General features: G+C 61.7%; 19 protein-coding genes. 9 read left to right on the top strand and 10 right to left on the bottom strand.

Annotated elements, in window-relative coordinates:
- Positions 1-42: 42 nt before the first annotated feature.
- Complete coding sequence (locus FJW06_RS15910; protein ID WP_095768248.1) at positions 43-288, top strand: MoaD/ThiS family protein; 246 nt, start codon at positions 43-45, stop codon at positions 286-288.
- Positions 289-702: 414 nt separating this feature from the next.
- On the opposite strand, the gene FJW06_RS15905 is transcribed toward FJW06_RS15910, so the two are convergent.
- Together FJW06_RS15905 and FJW06_RS30560 are read right to left on the bottom strand one after the other, a co-directional pair.
- Positions 703-927, bottom strand: coding sequence for a DUF768 domain-containing protein (locus tag FJW06_RS15905; protein ID WP_140753190.1), 225 nt, complete (start codon positions 925-927; stop codon positions 703-705).
- Positions 924-1,259 carry a hypothetical protein gene (locus tag FJW06_RS30560; protein ID WP_246674638.1) on the bottom strand — a complete coding sequence of 112 codons (336 nt, stop codon included), beginning with the start codon at positions 1,257-1,259 and terminating at the stop codon, positions 924-926. Before FJW06_RS30560 ends, FJW06_RS15905 begins: the two co-directional genes overlap by 4 nt.
- Positions 1,260-1,528: 269 nt before the next feature.
- Between FJW06_RS30560 and FJW06_RS15895 the strand changes: the two genes are divergently transcribed.
- The 4 genes from FJW06_RS15895 to FJW06_RS15870 all read left to right on the top strand — a co-directional run bounded on the left by FJW06_RS15895 (position 1,529) and on the right by FJW06_RS15870 (position 5,369).
- Entirely contained in the window at positions 1,529-1,732 is a 204-nt protein-coding gene (locus FJW06_RS15895) for a hypothetical protein (RefSeq protein WP_140753189.1), read from the top strand.
- A 3-nt stretch (positions 1,733-1,735) separates the two neighbouring features.
- Positions 1,736-2,086, top strand: a complete 351-nt coding sequence (locus tag FJW06_RS15890) for a hypothetical protein (RefSeq protein ID WP_140753188.1) — start codon at positions 1,736-1,738, stop codon at positions 2,084-2,086.
- A gap of 903 nt (positions 2,087-2,989) precedes the next feature.
- Entirely contained in the window at positions 2,990-4,627 is a 1,638-nt protein-coding gene (locus tag FJW06_RS15875) for an RNA-directed DNA polymerase (RefSeq protein ID WP_246674637.1), read from the top strand.
- Positions 4,628-4,736: 109 nt separating this feature from the next.
- Positions 4,737-5,369, top strand: a complete 633-nt coding sequence (locus FJW06_RS15870; protein WP_246674636.1) for a hypothetical protein — start codon at positions 4,737-4,739, stop codon at positions 5,367-5,369.
- A 34-nt stretch (positions 5,370-5,403) separates the two neighbouring features.
- Here FJW06_RS15870 and FJW06_RS15865 read toward each other — a convergent pair whose 3' ends face one another.
- The 5 genes from FJW06_RS15865 to FJW06_RS15845 form a co-directional block, all read right to left on the bottom strand.
- Positions 5,404-5,811 carry a DOPA 4,5-dioxygenase family protein gene (locus FJW06_RS15865; RefSeq protein WP_140753184.1) on the bottom strand — a complete coding sequence of 136 codons (408 nt, stop codon included), beginning with the start codon at positions 5,809-5,811 and terminating at the stop codon, positions 5,404-5,406.
- Positions 5,812-5,897: 86 nt separating this feature from the next.
- Positions 5,898-6,659 carry a Stf0 family sulfotransferase gene (locus tag FJW06_RS15860; RefSeq protein ID WP_140753183.1) on the bottom strand — a complete coding sequence of 254 codons (762 nt, stop codon included), beginning with the start codon at positions 6,657-6,659 and terminating at the stop codon, positions 5,898-5,900.
- 282 nt (positions 6,660-6,941) lie between these two features.
- Positions 6,942-7,916: a nucleoside hydrolase gene (locus FJW06_RS15855; RefSeq protein ID WP_140753182.1), complete on the bottom strand. Its 975-nt coding sequence runs from the start codon at positions 7,914-7,916 to the stop codon at positions 6,942-6,944.
- 154 nt (positions 7,917-8,070) lie between these two features.
- A complete protein-coding gene (locus FJW06_RS15850; RefSeq protein ID WP_140753181.1) occupies positions 8,071-10,233 on the bottom strand; it encodes an ATP-binding cassette domain-containing protein in 2,163 nt (720 codons plus the stop codon).
- Positions 10,234-10,337: 104 nt separating this feature from the next.
- Entirely contained in the window at positions 10,338-12,314 is a 1,977-nt protein-coding gene (locus FJW06_RS15845; RefSeq protein WP_140753180.1) for a GGDEF domain-containing phosphodiesterase, read from the bottom strand.
- Positions 12,315-12,669: 355 nt separating this feature from the next.
- Here FJW06_RS15845 and FJW06_RS15840 point away from each other — a divergent pair, with 355 nt between their 5' ends.
- The gene (locus tag FJW06_RS15840; RefSeq protein ID WP_140753179.1) at positions 12,670-13,818 is read left to right on the top strand and encodes an amidohydrolase; all 1,149 of its coding nucleotides are present in this window, start codon (positions 12,670-12,672) and stop codon (positions 13,816-13,818) included.
- A gap of 45 nt (positions 13,819-13,863) precedes the next feature.
- A complete protein-coding gene (locus FJW06_RS15835) occupies positions 13,864-14,433 on the top strand; it encodes a DNA-3-methyladenine glycosylase (RefSeq protein WP_140753178.1) in 570 nt (189 codons plus the stop codon).
- Between the two features lie 16 nt (positions 14,434-14,449).
- On the opposite strand, the gene FJW06_RS15830 is transcribed toward FJW06_RS15835, so the two are convergent.
- Positions 14,450-14,764 carry an EthD family reductase gene (locus FJW06_RS15830; RefSeq protein ID WP_140753177.1) on the bottom strand — a complete coding sequence of 105 codons (315 nt, stop codon included), beginning with the start codon at positions 14,762-14,764 and terminating at the stop codon, positions 14,450-14,452.
- A gap of 202 nt (positions 14,765-14,966) precedes the next feature.
- Between FJW06_RS15830 and FJW06_RS15825 the strand changes: the two genes are divergently transcribed.
- Complete coding sequence (locus FJW06_RS15825) at positions 14,967-15,326, top strand: hypothetical protein (RefSeq protein ID WP_140753176.1); 360 nt, start codon at positions 14,967-14,969, stop codon at positions 15,324-15,326.
- Positions 15,327-15,347: 21 nt separating this feature from the next.
- Here FJW06_RS15825 and FJW06_RS15820 read toward each other — a convergent pair whose 3' ends face one another.
- Both FJW06_RS15820 and FJW06_RS15815 read right to left on the bottom strand, forming a co-directional pair.
- A complete protein-coding gene (locus tag FJW06_RS15820; protein ID WP_140753175.1) occupies positions 15,348-15,959 on the bottom strand; it encodes a dihydrofolate reductase family protein in 612 nt (203 codons plus the stop codon).
- A 2-nt stretch (positions 15,960-15,961) separates the two neighbouring features.
- Positions 15,962-16,492, bottom strand: coding sequence for a cupin (locus FJW06_RS15815; RefSeq protein ID WP_140753174.1), 531 nt, complete (start codon positions 16,490-16,492; stop codon positions 15,962-15,964).
- A 79-nt stretch (positions 16,493-16,571) separates the two neighbouring features.
- Between FJW06_RS15815 and FJW06_RS15810 the strand changes: the two genes are divergently transcribed.
- Entirely contained in the window at positions 16,572-17,105 is a 534-nt protein-coding gene (locus FJW06_RS15810; protein WP_140753173.1) for a hypothetical protein, read from the top strand.
- The last annotated feature ends 98 nt before the right edge of the window (positions 17,106-17,203 follow it).

Raw genomic sequence — 17,203 nt, 5'->3', positions numbered from 1 at the left:
GTTTTTCAGCTGACATCCCCCCCCGGATGAGGATCTGGGCTAATGGTCGAGGTCACCCTCTGGGGCTCGCTCAGCGCCGTCGCCGGAGGTAAGGCCAAGCACGAGATCGAGGCCAAGGACATCAGGGAGCTGTTCCGCAAGCTGGCGGAACAGTATCCCGGCATCGAGCCCTGGATCGATCGCGGCATCGCGGTGGCGATCGACGGGACGATCTATCGCGACACGTGGAGCAAGGAGCTGCCCGAGGGGGCGGAGATTTTTCTGCTGCCGCGATTGGCTGGGGGGTGAAGGGGACGCGCGGCCCTCCATGAGCCTTGGGGAGATCAAAGCGTCCTGCGTTCGGATGGCAATAGTTTAGCAAAAACTGATATAGCACTATCAGCCGGTGCCCTGTATCTAGTCCGTGCCCCCGCCGGTCAGGCCCGGCCCGTGGGCACCCCCCGCTTTCGGGCCGGGCCGCTTGCTGATCGGCTGGTTATGGATTTGGGGCGGCTATCGGTTTGGCCGGTCTTCGTGCACAACGTTATAGAGAAGCAGCCCTGCGGTCAAAGAGACGACCGCGCCGACCATGTCGTGCCCGGTCAGGCCCGAATAATACACGAAAGCAAATGCCAACTCGGCCATGGTTCCACCTGGGTGTGCGACACTTGCTGAGAGAACCGTTAGGGCGCGCTAATGTTCCCATGGACGGCCATCCGATCGTCACGGTTTGCCGCTGTGCCCGGAGCCAACTATCGTTGCCAGGATCGCCTCGTATGCGCTTCCGATCTCCTCTTCGATCTCCTCCTCCGAGATACCTGCCGCCCTGGCGTCGGCGAACAGCTTGTCCGTCAGCTCGGCTACCGAGACGATGTCCGCGCCCACATTGCCGCGCATCACATTATCGGTGATCCATCCGCCGAAGAACGCCGCGCCACGCTTGCTCATGTGCCCTGCTCATTCAGAAAATGAGCTTCGCGAACGAGCGAGTTCCAGTCGGTTCCGATCGTTTCGATCAGCTCGCCGGCTTGCTCCCGGGTGATGCCGGTTTCCCTTGCCAGGCGTCCTGCGAGCAAGTCGAAGACAGCTTGGTCGCTCTCCCCCAGACTGCCTTCGCGATGCTGCAGCGCCTCGAAGATCACCTCGAAAACGCTGTCGACTTCCTCGTTGATCTCGCTGGCCGCGATGCCTTCGCGCACGGCCGCCTTCATCATCTCGTCGGCGAGATCGGCCACCGCGACGGGGTCATCCGTCAGCAGGTTGGGCAGATGCTCCGCCATCCATCTGTCGAAAAAGTCGAGACCTCGCCTGCTCATGTGGCCATAAGCGCGCGACGGACATTAGGTTCCGCTGATACGGCCCTCGATCCGACTGAGGTCCCATTCGCCGGCGCATTGGTCCCTCGCGTGAAACATTAGCCCGGTGATCTCATTAGGACTGCGCTGACGAGCAATCAGTCCCTTCACCGTCAGCCGGCTGGATCGCCGGCCACCTGCCCACAGGTGGCCGGCGTCCGATGAAAGAACAAGAACCGGGGCAGAGGTGAACAATGTCGATTTCCAATGAGTTGCGGGACGCCCGTCTTCGCTATGAATGCCCGAGTTGCCACCAGCCGATCATTAGAAATGGTTCGTGGTTCAAGGCGGTTAGCACCTTCCAATGCGACGCCTGCAAGACCACGCTCAGGCTCGGCTACTCGGCCAAGCTGTCGCTCTTCGAACGCCACGCCAAGGCGGCGTTCTCGGGGACGTGACCTATGCGGATGAGCACCCGCGAACCCTCCGAGCAGCAGCTCCTTTTTCGACAGCCGTTCGAAATGCCCGCGAACGACAACAGCGCGCTCCGCGATCTGTCCATCCTCGATCTCATCCCGGCCGATGACGGACTTACAGGGATTGCCGCGAAAGCGGAGCGCATGGGCATTGCGGCGGCCGTGGGCATAGCGGTCAGCCTTTTCATCGGGCCGGTGGTGTTCACCTGCCTGATGCTGAGCGTCTGGAACGCTGCCCTGGACAGCAACGGAGGCAAGCATGATCACCACGACGTTGGAAACCAGGGTGGCGGGTTTGCAAGACAGGTTGAGGCAAGCCAAGCTCAGCATGGATGACATGCTGGCCTTTCAAAAGGTCGCGGACGTGCTGGACAATGGCCATGGCGGCATCGACGTCGACGACCTGATCGCGCTGTCGTTCGTGGTGGAGGATGAGGATTGAGGGGGAGCCGGGACCAAGGTCGAAGGCACCCTTTGGGGCTCGCTCAGCGCCGTCGCCGGAGGCAAAGCCAGGCACAAGATCGAGGCCAAGGACATCAGGGAGCTGTTCCGCAAGCTGGCGGATTAGTATCCAGGCATCGAGCCATGGATCGACCGGGGGATTGCCTTAGCAATTAATCAGGTGATTTATCGGGATACGTGGGCAAAGGAATTGCCGCCGGGGGCGGAGATTTTCTGCTGCCGCGGGCGGCTGGGGTGGCGAAGCAGCAGTACGGCGAGCGCGGTCCCGCGTTAATTGAATCAATTTTCCCTCGTAGCGAGCCTTGCCCAATCAATTTTGGTCGAACTCAACCGGATTTCTCGTTCTTTCATTCTGCTTATTTTCTTTTCGCCAGAGATCCCTTCTTGGCCAACCTCCGTAGCACCGCACCAGCCCCTTCAAAAGAATCTCTACCCCAAACGGATTGAACACTCTTCTTTCGGGATATTTCAGCCGCCCTGCCGGAAAGATCGCGAGCGTGATACCAGATGAGGTCTTGCAGATAGCGTTCGGGGTCCATCACGGCGAAAAAGACAACTCAAGCGCTTCAACCAGCCTGTAAGTTGCCCGAATAAGCGACGTCGCTTCCCTGAAAAAGTGATCCGCCCTGGGAGCTACCCGATCAAAAAACCAGCGATCAAAAACGGCAATATCGCTACATCTAGGTGACTAGACTTTCACTATGAATATTGCAACGTATTCCGTTGAGAGTGAGGCGCTCTTAGAGTCTTCAACTGGCTGCCGCGGAGGGTACTATATTGGACGTCAAGGAGAGCAATTTCTTCGCGGCAGCGCTGGAGATCGGGGAAAGCGGCGAAAACGATACACTCCCTTACGATATAGACGCCAGCTTTATTCGCGACAAAGCACAAGATATTTCGCGAATTTGCTTCGAACTATTCAAGATTATTGACTCCAAGCCTATAAAGCAAGCTGCCGCCTTCATGAACGAGATTACGGTAGGCGCTGAACGCCTGCTAGCGCCTTCTGGTTCACACGGTTTTCGTATTACCACTAAAATACATCCGTTTTGGAATCTATACCTCAACGGCCTTGGGCTATCCATTGCCGAAGCAAACGAAGGAAGTCGAAGCGGCAGGGCGCATTCCTATCGACTTTGTCGCGACGTGCGTGACTTCCCCTCGTTCTTTGACAGGTCCCGCTCGTGGAGAACCTATAAAGAAGCAACCTTACGGGAAGAAACTTTGAACAATGATGACAGCGTCGTCGTTCAAACGGACATATCTAGCTACTATGAGCATATCTACCACCACCGATTGGAAAACCTCCTGAACGACCTGAGTCCCGAAGGGTCCACAGTTGCAGTACAAATCAGCCGGATTTTGAGCAAACTCTCATCCGGTCGATCCTTCGGATTACCGGTGGGAGGACAATGCGCTCGAATCCTTGCGGAAGTCATGCTGTCTCCGATAGACATGTCTCTTTCCGACGCCGGTATAGTTTGGCATCGTTATGTAGACGATTTCACACTGATATGCGACTCACAACAGGACGCTTATCGTGCGCTCTCGACACTGTCCCATTCACTTGCCGACTACGGTCTTTCTCTCAATAGAACTAAGACAACAATTTTAAGTTCTAAGCACTATATGGATTATATTTCTGCTCTAATCGGTCATGGCGAAGATGCAAGCACGGCGCTAAGGGAGCTTGATCTACACTTTGACCCTTACTCAGATGCATCGAGAAGCGAGTATGAGGAATTGAAAAAATCTTTTGAAACCATAGATATTCAATTCCTCTTGGACATTGAGAAGCAGAAGTCGCAGCCCGATAACTTTGTCTTGGCCCAAATAGGACGAGCTCTAAAATTTCAGGAGCCTACGGTTGCCGCTCAACTTTGTGCAACGCTATTAGACGTAGCGAACCTAGATTCTTTTAGGGCATCGTGGGCAAAAATTTTACGCGGCGTATATTCCGTTCGTGCGAACGAAGATTTCGCCGCCGTATTCGATCAGATCGATGGCCTCTTGGATAGATTGCCGGCGGCTGCATCGCATCTACTTATGCCAGAAGCCAACCTACTACATTATTTGAGAGCTATCCGTTTTCGACGAACAGATGTGCGCGGTCGTTTTGTACGACGTATTTACGATGGATCTTCGTCGCAGGCGGTAAGACGTGCCTGCATCGATTGCTGGCGGCATTGGGGTGACCGCGCCAGCTTTATGCGCCTCAGGAATCAATGGCAAAATCTCGGCCCCGATGAGCAAAGAATGGTTTGGCTTGCTGCCGGCAACTTTGGGGATGATGGAGCACATGCCAGAAGTCAATTGCGGGGAACGTTGACGCAGGAATGGCGGCTTGGTTTTGAGCCGAACGTCGGGCCCACTTTTGCTTCGTGCTATGAAGCCTGGGTGACAAATGGCTCTTAGCAGGCTCCCCCTAAGAGACCCACGGACCGTTGCGCGGGACATTCCCGGGGTATTGGACGTCCTTTTCCCTCGATTATCGGGGGGGTTAGTAGCATCACTGAATAAGACAATGTTTTCGTTTCGCGAGTTGGGTGCAATCCCGATTGAGCTAATTGAACAAAGCCGACTGCAGAAAGCGATGCTGTTCGAGGTGGCGATGGCTCGCGTCGATTTCGTGCTTGATGGGCTAGCTCAGGCGACATGGGACGACTGCCTCAAACTAGCTGCAAGGCGCCAGAGCCAGCACTACGACGCGAGGATACCCCCCAAACTCGAACCGTCTGACATCGACGTCGCTGCGCTAGCTGCGCACAACTTAATGGAGATGCTGGCAAGTGTGAGAGCGCAATACCTGGACGTCCCTCTGGAGCGATCCCCTTTTATACCGGGATACGGATGGATTGCATCAGGGAACGGCGACTTCTCGATGGGAAACATTCTTATTGAAATTAAGCATACGGACAGGAATTTTGTATCCGGCGACTTCAGGCAGGTGCTTATATACTGGCTTCTCAAGTACGCATCAACGATAGAGAAACGAGATGACGTATGGTCTGATTGCTTGCTGCTAAACCCTCGGCGAAATTGTGCTTTGCTCGTTAACTTTGACTATTTGGCTGAATCGGCTTCTGCAAACTTAAGCCGCGTCGAGCTGTATGAGCTTTTAAGGTCCATAGCAGGGCGCGATTTTGACAGACGATGAGGAACGCGGGTGACCTCATTGAAGTCACGCCCCCTCACACCCCCAGCGTCGGCGCCGTATTCACCTCCAGCGCCTCTTCTGCCTCATCCTCCTCCCCCAGCACCTCGCCCTTCACCGGCAGCGCGCGCCCGATCCAGATCGGGTCGATCAGATGGTCGCGCTTGGGGTTGGTGGTGTTGGGGTGGATGAGGATGCTCAGGCCCCCGTGGTTCAACATCAGCCAGGGCACCAGTGTGGCGAAGATTTCGGTGGCGAAGGAGACCTGGTACATGGCCTCAGCATGCGGGCCGACCGGCTCGTCGCGCCAGTTGCCGAGGCGCACGCGGAAACGTTCGCCGATGCGCTCGCGCAGCCATTCGGCCTGCCGGCGCTCAGCCGCATCGCCGTAATAGATGTGGGCGTGATAGCTGGCGATCTCCGAAAGCGGCCTGACTTCGCTCATTTCGACGCTTCCCTTCGATGATCACGCATCGGGCTCAGTCTAGCCGAAGCATGGTTGGCTTGTCTCCAGCGCTGTTCCGGCGGCGCTCAGAAGCGCCGCCTGTTCAAAGGCCGCTTCAGGGCGATGCGGGCGAAATTTTCCAGCGTGCGCGGCACCGGCGCCTCCTCGATCGCCTCGATGGCGCCTTTCATCGCGGCCTCCTGCCGAAAGCGCGCCACCCAATCCTCGGTCAGGTCATCGCGCTGGATCCTGAGTTGAGAGACCGGCACGGTTGCCGGCGCCGGAACATCCAGCAATTCGGCGACGGCATCGAGATAGGGCCTCGGTTCCGGCAACAGATCCTCGTAGAAGAAATGCCGGTGAGGCAATTGCGAAAGATCCACATAGGCCCGCCAGAACGCGTAGCTCTGCTCGATCTGAAAGAAGGCCTGGCTGATGCCGGCGAAGCTGTAGGGAACAGGGGATTCGGCTCCCTTGTCGCGGCTTGTCCACAAGAGCGAGACGCTGGCGCGGTAGAACGAAATAGCCTGCCTGAGCCGATCGCGGCGTTCGAGCAGGATGAAGCCCAGATCGTTGTTCTTTCGAACTTCCAGCAGGAAGTCCTTGCCGCACTTGCCCTTCGACCAGCTCAGATGGCGCGGAAACACCTTGATGGCGAAGCGGCCGTTGGCGGTCGAAGCTTCGCGAATCACCGTCTTCTCGAGCACATCGTATCTGCGCGGTTCCGGACCGAGATGGAGCTGCTTCAGCCATTCTCCTGAGCGGCCCATGACGCCCGTCGCATTGGTGAGACTTCCAAGCCAGTTCGAACCGCTTCTTCCCTCGGTTAAAACCGCAACCCCCTTCAATATGTCCTATCCTCCTTTGCCCGCCGCCGGTAATGCCGCAGGAACGCGCGGGCTCGGCGCTCCATTCCCGCGATCTCCATTTTCGCCCGAGCGGATGGGCCGCTCCCGACCGACGTCCGTCTCGATGTTCGTCTGCGGCTGCCGCTCCCGGTAGCCTTCGGAACGGTCCGGCATTTCATCGAACCGACGGACCCAAATATTTCTTTTACGCAATTCTGGACGGAAGGCTATGCCTAGGCGCCAGCCTCACTGCTTATACCCGTTTTGAAATTGCGAGGCGGCTCATGCCTTCCTGCTGGTGAGCCGCTCGACCGCGTCGACGATGAGGTCGCAGAATTTTCTGTGGTCGAGCTTCATTGCCACGGTGTGGCGAAAGTTCACCTGCTCGCTCGACGTGCCGCCGAAATGGCGCATGCCGCCCATTTTCTCGAAATTGCACACCGTCATGCCCTTGGTCCAACGTCCGGCGATCTCGACGCGGATGTCGGCCTTCTCGGTGGTGAAGACGCTCGGGTCGATCATGGCCGCGACGCAGCAGGCGTCATGGACAGCGGGATACGCGATCTGCAAGAGGCCGCCATGCGTCGTCGCGATGAACTCCCAGATATCGAGGATGAATTTGCTGATCGAGCCGCCGACGGCGCGCACCCTGTCCTGCAGCCCAGGGGTGGCCAAGGCCTGGTGCGTGAGGTCGAGCCCGACCATGGTGACGTCCCAGTCGGCGCGGAACACTACGTCCGCGGCCTCCGGGTCGGCATAGACGTTGAACTCGGCCGCCGGCGTGATGTTGCCGCGCGTGTAGCTGCCGCCCATGGCGACCACCTTCTTCACCCGCCCGACGATGCGCGGATCCTTGCGGGCGGCGAGCGCAATATTGGTGTAGGGGCCGACCGGCACCAGCGTGACGGTTTTCGGCTCATGCGTCATGACGGTGTCGATGATGAAGTCGACGGCATGCCGGCCGTCGAGCTCGAAAGAGGCCGGGGGCAGTTCGGGACCATCGAGCCCGGTCTCGCCATGGATTTCGACGGCCAGCACCTGGTCGCTGACCAGGGGACCAGGCGAGCCCTTAGCGACCGGCACCTTGATGCCGTAGGCGGTGCATGTGGAGAGCGCATTGCGGGTGGTGGTGTCTACATTGTGGTTGCCCGAGACCGTCGTGATGCCGAGCAGGTCGATGTTCGGGTTGCCGGCCGCCAACAGGATGGCGATGGCGTCGTCGTGCCCCGGATCGCAATCGAGGATGATCTTTTCCATGGGCGTTCCTCCTGCCGGCCGGGTTCGTCGCGATTACAGACGCCGTACCGGGCGGCGTCAAGCTTGTCGGCCGGCTTGGAGGTTGTGCCAGATCGCGGATGGCAGCACTGCCCGGGGGGCGCCATCCGCAATTACGTGCAACGTTAGAATGGCCCTACCCTTTGTCATTCGCGCTACTCCCCCACAGCGCGCGCTGGAACAGCCCGCGCTTCCGCTTCCTCGAAACCAGCTCGACATCGCTCACAAGCCGCGCGCCACCCTCGCGCCGCTCCAGCGTGATCTTTCGCGTGTGGAAGGCTTCCAGCTCGGCGCGGTGGGCGACACTGACGATGGTGACCCTTGGCAGCTCCTGGACCACCGTCTGCATCATCCTGTCCTGGCTCTTCTCGTCCAGCGCCGAGGTCGCCTCGTCGAGCACGACGATGTCGGGCGCATGCAGCAGAAGGCGGGCGAAAGCGAGGCGCTGCTTCTCGCCGCCCGACAGCGTCTGGTCCCAGGGCGCCTCTTCCTCCAGCCGGTCCTTCAAATAGCCGAGGCCGACCTTGTCCAGGGCGGCCTCTATCTCTTTCGTCTTCCAGTTGTCGGCGGCGGCCGGATAGGCGGTCGCGCGGCGCAGCGTGCCGGACGGGATGTAGGGGCGCTGCGGAAGCATGAAGAGGCGCTTGCCCGGGTGGAAATCGACGCTGCCGCTGCCCCAGGGCCAGAGGCCGGCGATGGCGCGCACCAGCGTCGACTTGCCGGTGCCGGACTCGCCCGAGACCAGCACGCGCTCGCCGGGCTCGATCTCGACCTCGGTTTCCTTCACCACCGAGGTGCCGTCGTCGAGCGTCACGGAAAGATTTTTGAGGCTGAGCATGGCGCCGTCCTTGGTCTCGCCGCGCTGGATGCGGCCCAGCCTGTCGTTCTTCTCGGCGCGCTCCAGCCCGTCGAGCGACATCATCAGTGAGGCGATGCGATGGGCAGAGGCGTTCCAGTCGGCGAGCCGGGGATAATTGTCGACCAGCCAGCCGAAAGCGCCCTGAACCAGGGCGAAAGCGGAGGCTGCCTGCATGACCTGTCCAAGGCTCATCGAGCCGTCGAGGAATTTCGGCGCGCATAGAAGCACCGGCACCACTGGCGCGAACAGGCTTGAGCCTTGCGAAACCAGCGTGGTGCGCATGTGCTGGCCCGTGAGCCGCGCCCAGCGGCCGAGCACGCCGGCGAAGGTGCGGTCGATGCCGGCGTTCTCCTCTTCCTCGCCGCCCAGCAGCGCGATGCTCTCGCCGTTCTCGCGCACACGCGTCAGCACGTAGCGGAACTCGGCCTCGGCCTGGTTCTTGTCCTCGGAAAGCTGGACGAAGCGGCGGCCGATGGCGAACATCGAGGTCGAGGTGATGGCCGCGTAGATGACCGCGGTGACGACCAGGAAGCCGGGCACGGTGATTGTGGAACCACTCAGCGTAAAACTCAGCGCGCCGCCGATGGTCCACAAGACGACGATGAAGGTCGAGGCCGACAGGAAGGCGTTGAGGACGCCGGCCACGAAGTCGACCGGCGATTCCGTCGCGATGCGCAGATCCTCGGTCAGGCGGGCCTCGGGATTGGCGTGGTCGCCCTTGACAAGGTTGAGCTGGTAGTAGCGGCCGCTGGCCAGCCAGCGCTGGATGACCGCCGTGGTCAGCCAGGAGCGCCAGCGCCGCTGCATGGTCATGCGCAGGTAAACCTGGGCGACGACAAGGCTGATGCTGCCGGCGACCAGCGGCAGGAAAATGGCGCTCAACCAATAGACGGTATGCGCGTCGCGCTGCTCGATCGCATCGAAGATCGCGCGGTTCCAGCGGTTGATGCCATATTGAAACCCGACATTGACGCAGATCAGCGCGAGCAGCCCGATCGTCAGCGGCCAGGCGAGCCTGTCGCCATGAAAACCCCAATAGCCGCGCCCGCTGATCCAGAAGCGCCGCAGCAGATATTTTTTGCGCGCCCGCTCGGCCTCTTCGGGCGAAAGCGCGGGACCGGGCTCGATCGCCTCCGGCGGCGGCGACCCGGCATGGCCGATGGCCTCCGGCGCAGCATCGGTGGGCTGCTTTTCGGGAGCGTTCTTGTCGGTCGAAGGTCCTGCCCTCTCTCGCTGGGCCCTCTCTTGTTGCGCCTTTTCTTCTCTCGGCTTGACTTCTTGCGGCCTGTCTTCCAGCGCATTGTCCGGGCGTTGCTTGGGCGCGCTACGCGGTTTCGGCTGGCGCGCCTTCTCATGGCGCGACTTCGCCGGAGGCGGCTTGCTTGCGCCGCGCTGCGTGGCGCTGTCAGCCGGTCTCGGTTTGCGCTTGGCCGGGGGCATCGCGCCACAACGGCCCAAAAATCAAAAAGTTTCATGCGGGCGCCGCCCTTCGCGGCTACCCTGTCCTTCCAATGCCGGTTGCCTGCCGCCCTTGCCGGTGTCGATCAGGCGGCGTTGCCGCTCTGGGGCGCGCGCCGCGGCTCGAAAAGGGCGTCGGTGGCGGAACTCGCATCGAAGGCGAGCGCATCGGGCATCGGAAGCGCCGCCGAGAAAAGATAGCCCTGCCCGATCATGCAGCCCAGCGAGCGCAGGATCATGCGGTCGGCGTCGGTCTCGACGCCCTCGGCCATCACCTCGATGCCCAGCGTCCGGCCGAGGCCGATCAGCGCCTCGACCACGGCCTGGTCCTCGACGGATTTCGCCAGGTCGCGCACGAAATCCTTGTCGATCTTGATCTTGCGGATGCGCCTGTCCTTGAGCGACACCAGGGTCGAGAAGCCGGTGCCGAAATCGTCGAGCACTATCGATATGCCCGCATCCGCCAGGCGCCCGACCTTTTCGTCGACCCGGTCACGGTCGACCGGCGCCTCCTCGGTGATCTCGATCTCGAGCATGGCGGCGGGCACATTCCTCGTCTTCAGGCCGGTCAGGATCATGTCGTCGACATTGCCGGCCTCGAGCTCGCGCGGCGAAAGGTTCATCGCCACGCGGACATCGCGGCGCCCGTGCTTCACGAGCTCGCCGATCATGGCGCAGCAGTTGCGGAACACCGTCTCGGTCAACAGCGAAAGCAGGCCGGTTTCGCGCGCGGCGGTGACGATCTCGGGCGGCGAGATGGCGCCATGGACATCGTGATGCCAGCGCAGCAGCGCCTCGAAACCGACGACCGCGTTGGTGTCGAGCCGCACCAGCGGCTGGAACCAGGAGCAGAGGGCGCCGGCTTCGATGGCGCGGCGCAGGTCGCGCTCGATGCGGTTCTTGCGTTCCAGCGCGGCGTCCAGCCCGGCCTCGAAGAGGCAATATTCGTTCCTGCCGCCGCGCTTGGCCGCGTAGAGCGCGAAATCCGCCTTGAGCAGCATTTCGGTCAACCGCGGCTTTTCCGATTGGTAGATGCCGATCGAGGCGCCGACGCGCACCGAATTCAACTCCGGATCCGGATTGGCGATCGCCGCGATGACGGCGGAGGCGAGCGCTCCGGCCGCTTGCTGCGATTTGCCGGCGGAGAAAAGCAGAACGAACTCGTCGCCGCCGATGCGCGCGATCGTGGCGTCTTGAGGGGCATGGTCTTCGATCCGGCGCGCCACCTTGACCAGAAGGTCGTCGCCGATGGTGTGGCCATAGGTGTCGTTGACGGATTTGAAGCCGTCGAGGTCGATCAGCATGGCCACGAACGGGCCGTCGGAAGGGCCGAGTTCGGCGATGGCCTGCTCCAGCCCATAGCGGTTGAGCAGGTTCGTCAGCGGGTCGCGCCTGGAGTTGCGTTCCATCTCGGCGGCGAATTCGCGCGCCTCGTATTTGAGGCGGCTCGTCTCGCGGAAGCGGGATTGTCCGAGCAGCGTGCTCCTGATCATGCCGCCGAGGAAAAGCAGGATCGTGAAGGCGAGCACGTCATTTTCGACGCCACCCTTGGCAAGAACGCAGCCGGCGGCAGTGAGGAGCGGCAGGGTGATGAAATTGATCGAAGCCGGCGCGTAGGAGCTGCCGTAGGTGACCGAGCCGGCCGAAATGCCGGCAAGCACGATGAGGTAGAGCGGCGCCTGGCTGGTCGTGTATCCGTCGCTCAGCAGCGCCAGAAGCGACCAGGCGATGCCCGAAGCCAGCGCCAGCAGGCCATAAAGGGAAAGCCGGGCGCCCACCGCCTGAGGCCTGTCGTCGGCCGCGCCTGATTGGGCGACGGCAAGCACGACGCGCGCGCCGTTGATCGAGGCGATCGCGATAAACCACAGCACCGCGGCAAGGCTGCCGCCCGATAAGAGCTGCACCGCCAGGATCAGAGCCGAGAGCACCGTGCCGATGGGCATCGAGATGAAAACGCCCTTGCTCAGATCCGTAAGCTGGTCGCGCAGGATGCCAGCGTCCACGGCTCCGCTGCGCCCCTCGGAAGAGGGACCCGCCACCAGCCGCTCGTCACGCCTTTTCATGTCTCCAATGAGTAGGCGAGCGGAATGAAAATCGTGTTAAGGATTTCAGCGGTTTACGGTGCATTTCTCGATTAAGTCTGGCCGATGCCGGGAGCTGGGAGAAACCGGGCAGCGGCTCCCTATCATGACGGGATCATGGGGCAATGGTTCCGGACATTTGCAGAGCGTTACGGGCGGACAGGACGAGCGTCGGCCTTCGTCCGATCAGCCGCGACCTACCGCAGGTGAAGGCGGGGAGATAGCGGCATTGATTTTGCGGAGGCCGATGGCCTATCCGAATTGATTGCCATGGCACGGCGCGAGAAAAAACCTATCGTGTTTGTGTGACGTGAAACCCAAACCGGAGTCTCAGTCCATGACCCTGACCAACCGCGATCTCATCGAACTCACCGAATGGCGACGCAAGCTGCACCGCCAGCCGGAAATCTCGAATGAGGAGGAAAAGACGGCGAAAGAGGTGGTGAATTTCCTCGCCGATACCGGGCCGGACAAGGTGCTGACAGGGCTCGGCGGCCACGGCGTGGCGGCGGTCTATGACAGCGGACAGGCCGGACCGACGGTGCTGTTCCGCTCGGAGCTCGACGCGCTGCCGATCGAGGAGCTTTCAGGCGTCGAGCATGCCTCTGAGGTGCCGGGCAAGTCGCATATGTGCGGCCATGACGGGCACACCGCGATCCTGGCGGCGCTCGGCCGGCAGCTTGGGCGCGAGAGGCCGGCGCGCGGGCGCGTCGTCTTGATGTTCCAGCCGGCGGAGGAAACCGGCAATGGCGCGGCCGGGGTCGTCGCCGACCCGCGCTTTGGCGAGATCCAGCCGGACTTTGCCTTCTCGCTGCACAATCTGCCGGGCGTGCCGTTCGGCGAGGTGCGGCTCAAGGCAGGCACCGTCAACTGCGCCTCGCGCGGCATGCGCATCCTGCTCGAGGGCAAGACCGCACATTCCTCGATGCCGGAAACCGGCGTCTCGCCGATGTCGGCGGTGAGCGAGCTGATGCCGGCGCTGCCTTCGCTCGGGCGTGGGACCTTCACCGATGAGGATTTCGGCATGGTGACGGTTACCCATTGCGCGATGGGCGAAGCCGTGTTCGGCATTGCGCCCGGCTATGCGGAAGTGTGGGCGACGCTGCGCACCCGCCGCGACGAGCGCATGGCCGAACAGGTCGCCGCCGCGGAGGCGCTTGCCGCAAGGATCGCCGCCAAGCACGGTCTCTCGGTGCGCTTCGACTATCACGAAATCTTCGTCGCCAGCGTCAACGCGCCGGATGCGGTTGAGCATCTCAACCGCGCGCTCGATGAGGAAGGCGTCGCCCGCAGCGAGGAAACGCTGCCGATGCGCGCCTCCGAGGATTTCGGCATTTTCGGACACAATGCGAAGTCGGCGATGTTCTTCCTCGGCGCCGGGGAGCGGCATCCGTCGCTTCACAATCCAGACTACGACTTCCCGGACGACCTCATCCCGATCGGTTCGCGGATCTTCATGCGCACGGCGCGTAATCTGCTGGGGTGAACGATTCCACGCTGAAGATGCCCCTTCCGATCAGTATCCACCGCCATGCGGCCTAGCGGAGGATCCGGTCCGCTGCGCGATTTCTTTGCGCGCGATGCCACGCTCGTCGCGCGCGAGATGATCGGCGTGACGCTTGCACTCGCGGGTGTCGGCGGCGTCATCGTCGAGACCGAGGCATACCGGCCCGACGACCCCGCCTCGCACAGCTTTCGCGGCCGCACGCCGCGCAACGCGCCGATGTATGGCGCGCCCGGCACGGCTTATGTGTACCGTTCCTACGGCCTGCATTGGTGCATGAACGCGGTGTGCCTGCCGGGCAGCGCGGTGCTGATCCGGGCGATCCAGCCGCAATCCGGCATCGGCAAGATGCGCGATCGGCGCGGCACCGACAACGACCGGCTACTCTGCTCCGGTCCCGGCAAGCTTTGCCAGGCGCTCGGTATCGACGCCTCGCATAACGGGCTTTCGCTTGCCGCGCCGCCCTTCGAATTCGCGCGCTCGCAGACCGATCCAGCCGCTATCGTCAGTGGACGCCGGATCGGTCTCACCAAAGGCGTGGAAGCCGAGTGGCGCTTCGGTCTCGGCGGATCGGCCTATCTCAGCCGGAAATTTTGAGCTGCGGCGGGTGGGCTCAGACTTCCATGCTGTCGAAAAGGAAAATCTGAACACCCGAGTCATCGAGCGCGTAAAGCCGACGATCAGCGCCGGCCGCTTTTCCCTCCGGACTCGCCATTCCTTTTTTCATCGCGCCGAGATCGTCGAAATGCAGCACCCCGATCAAGTAGACATCGGATGGTCCGGCTACCACGGTGACAGGCCCTTGGCTGACCTCATATTTTCTCAGACCCGGGATCTTCTTGGCCAGCGGTATGTGAGTTCCGAAATAATGCTTGTCGAACGCCTTCGCGTCAGCGGGCTGCTTATAGATAACGACCATTCCAGCCATTGCTGGCTCTCCCTTTTGTGGTGGACGAACCAAGGACGAATTGGCGGGTGGAAACGGAACGAAGCGCAGAAAAAAATCCGGAACATCGGCTCGAAGCGCGGCGATGCGGCTATCGGTTCTTCCATCCGCTTTCGAGACCTTCTCGCTTGTGCGAAGACGCGTTCCGTGTAGTCTCCGCTCTAAATTAGCGTGGACTCAAACGATGCGAATTGCTGTGATCGTCGCGCTGGGCGCGGCAGTGGCTGGATGCGTGTCCTCTCCGGTCGACTATGGCGCCTCGCTTTCGCAGCAGGATCCGAAATGGGCGTCGCCGGAATGCCAGCAGGCGCGCACAGCGGCTTCGGACTACGCCGCACGTGAGAAGGAACACCCCGGCTGGGGCTTCGGCGTGCTGGTTGGCCCCTACAGCATGGGGCTTGTCGCAGCCGCCAAGGAGCACGAGCAGCAGCAACGGCGGCTGCTCGCCCGCCAGATACATCTCCAGTGCTCGAGCCAGCCGCTGCCGAAGGGACTGGATTTCGACCCGTCAACCTACGCGCCGAAGAAGACACATTATCCGTAGGCGCCAGGCCGCAGCCTGGTCTTACTCCGGTCGCTCCGCCGCGGCCTTGCCGTCGAATGCATAAGTGAGGATCGCCACGCCCGTCGCGGTCGCGATCTGGCTGGACAGTTTCAGCGCCGAGGGCGCCTGTCCGGGCTCGAAAAGGCGCGAGCCCGCGCCCAGCACCAGCGGGTGGACCATCAACACCAGCTCATCGACAAGCCGGTGCCGCATCAGCGCGCGCAGCAGCTTGCCGCTGCCGAACATGACAAGCGTCCTGTCGTGATCTTGCTTGAGCTTGCACACTGCTTCGGCGGCATCGCCGGCGAGCAGCGTCGAATTTTCCCAGCGAACTTGATACGCGGCGTCGTGTGAGGCGACGAATTTCTGCGCGCCGGTCAGCGCCCCGGTCATCGGACTGGCCGGCTGACGGACAGCCCAGGCTTCGTATAGGTCTTCATAGGTCGTCCGGCCGGCGAGCAGCGACCACCCGCCGGCCATGGCGCGGCCGATGACCTCCTGCATCTTCGGGTCGCTGCCAGGAATCCCCCAGCCGCCATGTCCGAAACCGTTGCGCGTGTCTTCATCGGAGCGCGCCGGCGCCTGGAAGACACCGTCCAGCGTCAGATGCTCGATGGCGACGATCCTTGCCAATTTCAGCCTTCGCTCCATGCTCTCAGCAGCGGGCCGTCGCCGCCATAGAGCGGATCCTTGTCGGGCCGGCCGACCGTCGGGATGGCGCGCAGCGCCTCGGCATGCTGCTCTGGACCGCGGCACAGATCGTATGTGCCGAAAGGCGGATAGGCTCCGACCACCAGAAGGTCAGCCGAGCCGGACAGGCGTTGGTGGCCTGTGCCTGCCGGCAGCACCGCCACGTCACCCGCCTTGACCTCCAGCACCCTGCCCTTGTCGCCGCCGAAGCGGACCTCGGCGTAGCCGCGCGCGATGCCGAGCACCTCATGAATGCGCGAGTGATAATGGACGAAGCTATAGATGCCGTTGCGCCAGCTGCCGCCCCAGCCATTGGCACCGAAAATGTCCTCGAAGACGGCAGCCGGATCGACGTCGTCCGGCAGTGGCACCGCGCCGGGATAGACGAGCATCGGCCAGCGCGGATGGTTGGGCACCAGCCCGTCATCGGCGAAGCGGAAGGTAAGGGGCTCCTGTTTGTCGACGGGTTGCGCCATCTTTGCCGCTCCTGCAATGTTACCATCTGGTCTAACGGCCTGTTGCGCGCTTTGCTCCGGTCCGTCCAAGGAGATCACGATGAGTGCATTGCGCTTTTCGACAATCGGCCTGCTTGCGCTCACGTGGTTCTCGGCCGTTGCCTTCGTCGCCACGGGTAGCGCCGAGGCGGCCAAAGCCGCGCCTGGAGAAGAATTCTACAAGCTCTGCCGCCAGGTAAAGAACGACGACACGGTCCGCCCCTATTCGCACGAGCTTTACGGCGGTACGGTCAAGGCGTTCAAGACGCTGTTTCCAGACGCAAAGGGCACGCCGGCGGAATCGGAATTGCAGACCCAGGCCAGCTATCGCTGCATGAACGGCAAGGTGCTGGTCTGCTTTGTCGGTGCCAACCTGCCCTGCGCCAAAATGAATACCGCGCGCGCCAATCCGGGTGCGGATGAATTCTGCAAGACCAACCCCAATGACGACGCGGTGCCGGCCTTCGCGACGGGCCACGACGCCGTCTATTCCTACAAATGCCAAAGCGGCAAGGCGACGGTTGCCGGCAAGTCGTGGCAGCTCGACAAGCGCGGATTTGCGAAGACGCTATGGGCGGTGGTTCCCGAGCCCTGAGGCGGTTGGGAGCCGGGCCGGCGCTAGAGCGTTTCACCGTTTCACGGAAACGGCGAACCGCTCTATCTCTTTGTTTTTACGCAATTCCGGACGGAAAA

Origin of the sequence: Mesorhizobium sp. B4-1-3 (assembly GCF_006439355.1) — a bacterium.
In the GTDB taxonomy this organism is placed as follows: Bacteria; Pseudomonadota; Alphaproteobacteria; order Rhizobiales; family Rhizobiaceae; genus Mesorhizobium.
This window is presented reverse-complemented; position numbering and strand designations above follow the sequence as displayed.

Bases quoted from the DNA above. Each gene is read 5' to 3' on its own strand.
- FJW06_RS15910 (WP_095768248.1), top strand. From the start codon at position 43: ATGGTCGAGGTCACCCTCTGGGGCTCGCTCAGCGCCGTCGCCGGAGGT.
- FJW06_RS15905 (WP_140753190.1), bottom strand. From the start codon at position 927: ATGAGCAAGCGTGGCGCGGCGTTCTTCGGCGGATGGATCACCGATAAT.
- FJW06_RS30560 (WP_246674638.1), bottom strand. From the start codon at position 1,259: ATGGCGGAGCATCTGCCCAACCTGCTGACGGATGACCCCGTCGCGGTG.
- FJW06_RS15895 (WP_140753189.1), top strand. From the start codon at position 1,529: ATGTCGATTTCCAATGAGTTGCGGGACGCCCGTCTTCGCTATGAATGC.
- FJW06_RS15890 (WP_140753188.1), top strand. From the start codon at position 1,736: ATGCGGATGAGCACCCGCGAACCCTCCGAGCAGCAGCTCCTTTTTCGA.
- FJW06_RS15870 (WP_246674636.1), top strand. From the start codon at position 4,737: ATGTTTTCGTTTCGCGAGTTGGGTGCAATCCCGATTGAGCTAATTGAA.
- FJW06_RS15865 (WP_140753184.1), bottom strand. From the start codon at position 5,811: ATGAGCGAAGTCAGGCCGCTTTCGGAGATCGCCAGCTATCACGCCCAC.
- FJW06_RS15855 (WP_140753182.1), bottom strand. From the start codon at position 7,916: ATGGAAAAGATCATCCTCGATTGCGATCCGGGGCACGACGACGCCATC.
- FJW06_RS15850 (WP_140753181.1), bottom strand. From the start codon at position 10,233: ATGCCCCCGGCCAAGCGCAAACCGAGACCGGCTGACAGCGCCACGCAG.
- FJW06_RS15845 (WP_140753180.1), bottom strand. From the start codon at position 12,314: ATGAAAAGGCGTGACGAGCGGCTGGTGGCGGGTCCCTCTTCCGAGGGG.
- FJW06_RS15840 (WP_140753179.1), top strand. From the start codon at position 12,670: ATGACCCTGACCAACCGCGATCTCATCGAACTCACCGAATGGCGACGC.
- FJW06_RS15835 (WP_140753178.1), top strand. From the start codon at position 13,864: ATGCGGCCTAGCGGAGGATCCGGTCCGCTGCGCGATTTCTTTGCGCGC.
- FJW06_RS15830 (WP_140753177.1), bottom strand. From the start codon at position 14,764: ATGGCTGGAATGGTCGTTATCTATAAGCAGCCCGCTGACGCGAAGGCG.
- FJW06_RS15825 (WP_140753176.1), top strand. From the start codon at position 14,967: ATGCGAATTGCTGTGATCGTCGCGCTGGGCGCGGCAGTGGCTGGATGC.
- FJW06_RS15815 (WP_140753174.1), bottom strand. From the start codon at position 16,492: ATGGCGCAACCCGTCGACAAACAGGAGCCCCTTACCTTCCGCTTCGCC.
- FJW06_RS15810 (WP_140753173.1), top strand. From the start codon at position 16,572: ATGAGTGCATTGCGCTTTTCGACAATCGGCCTGCTTGCGCTCACGTGG.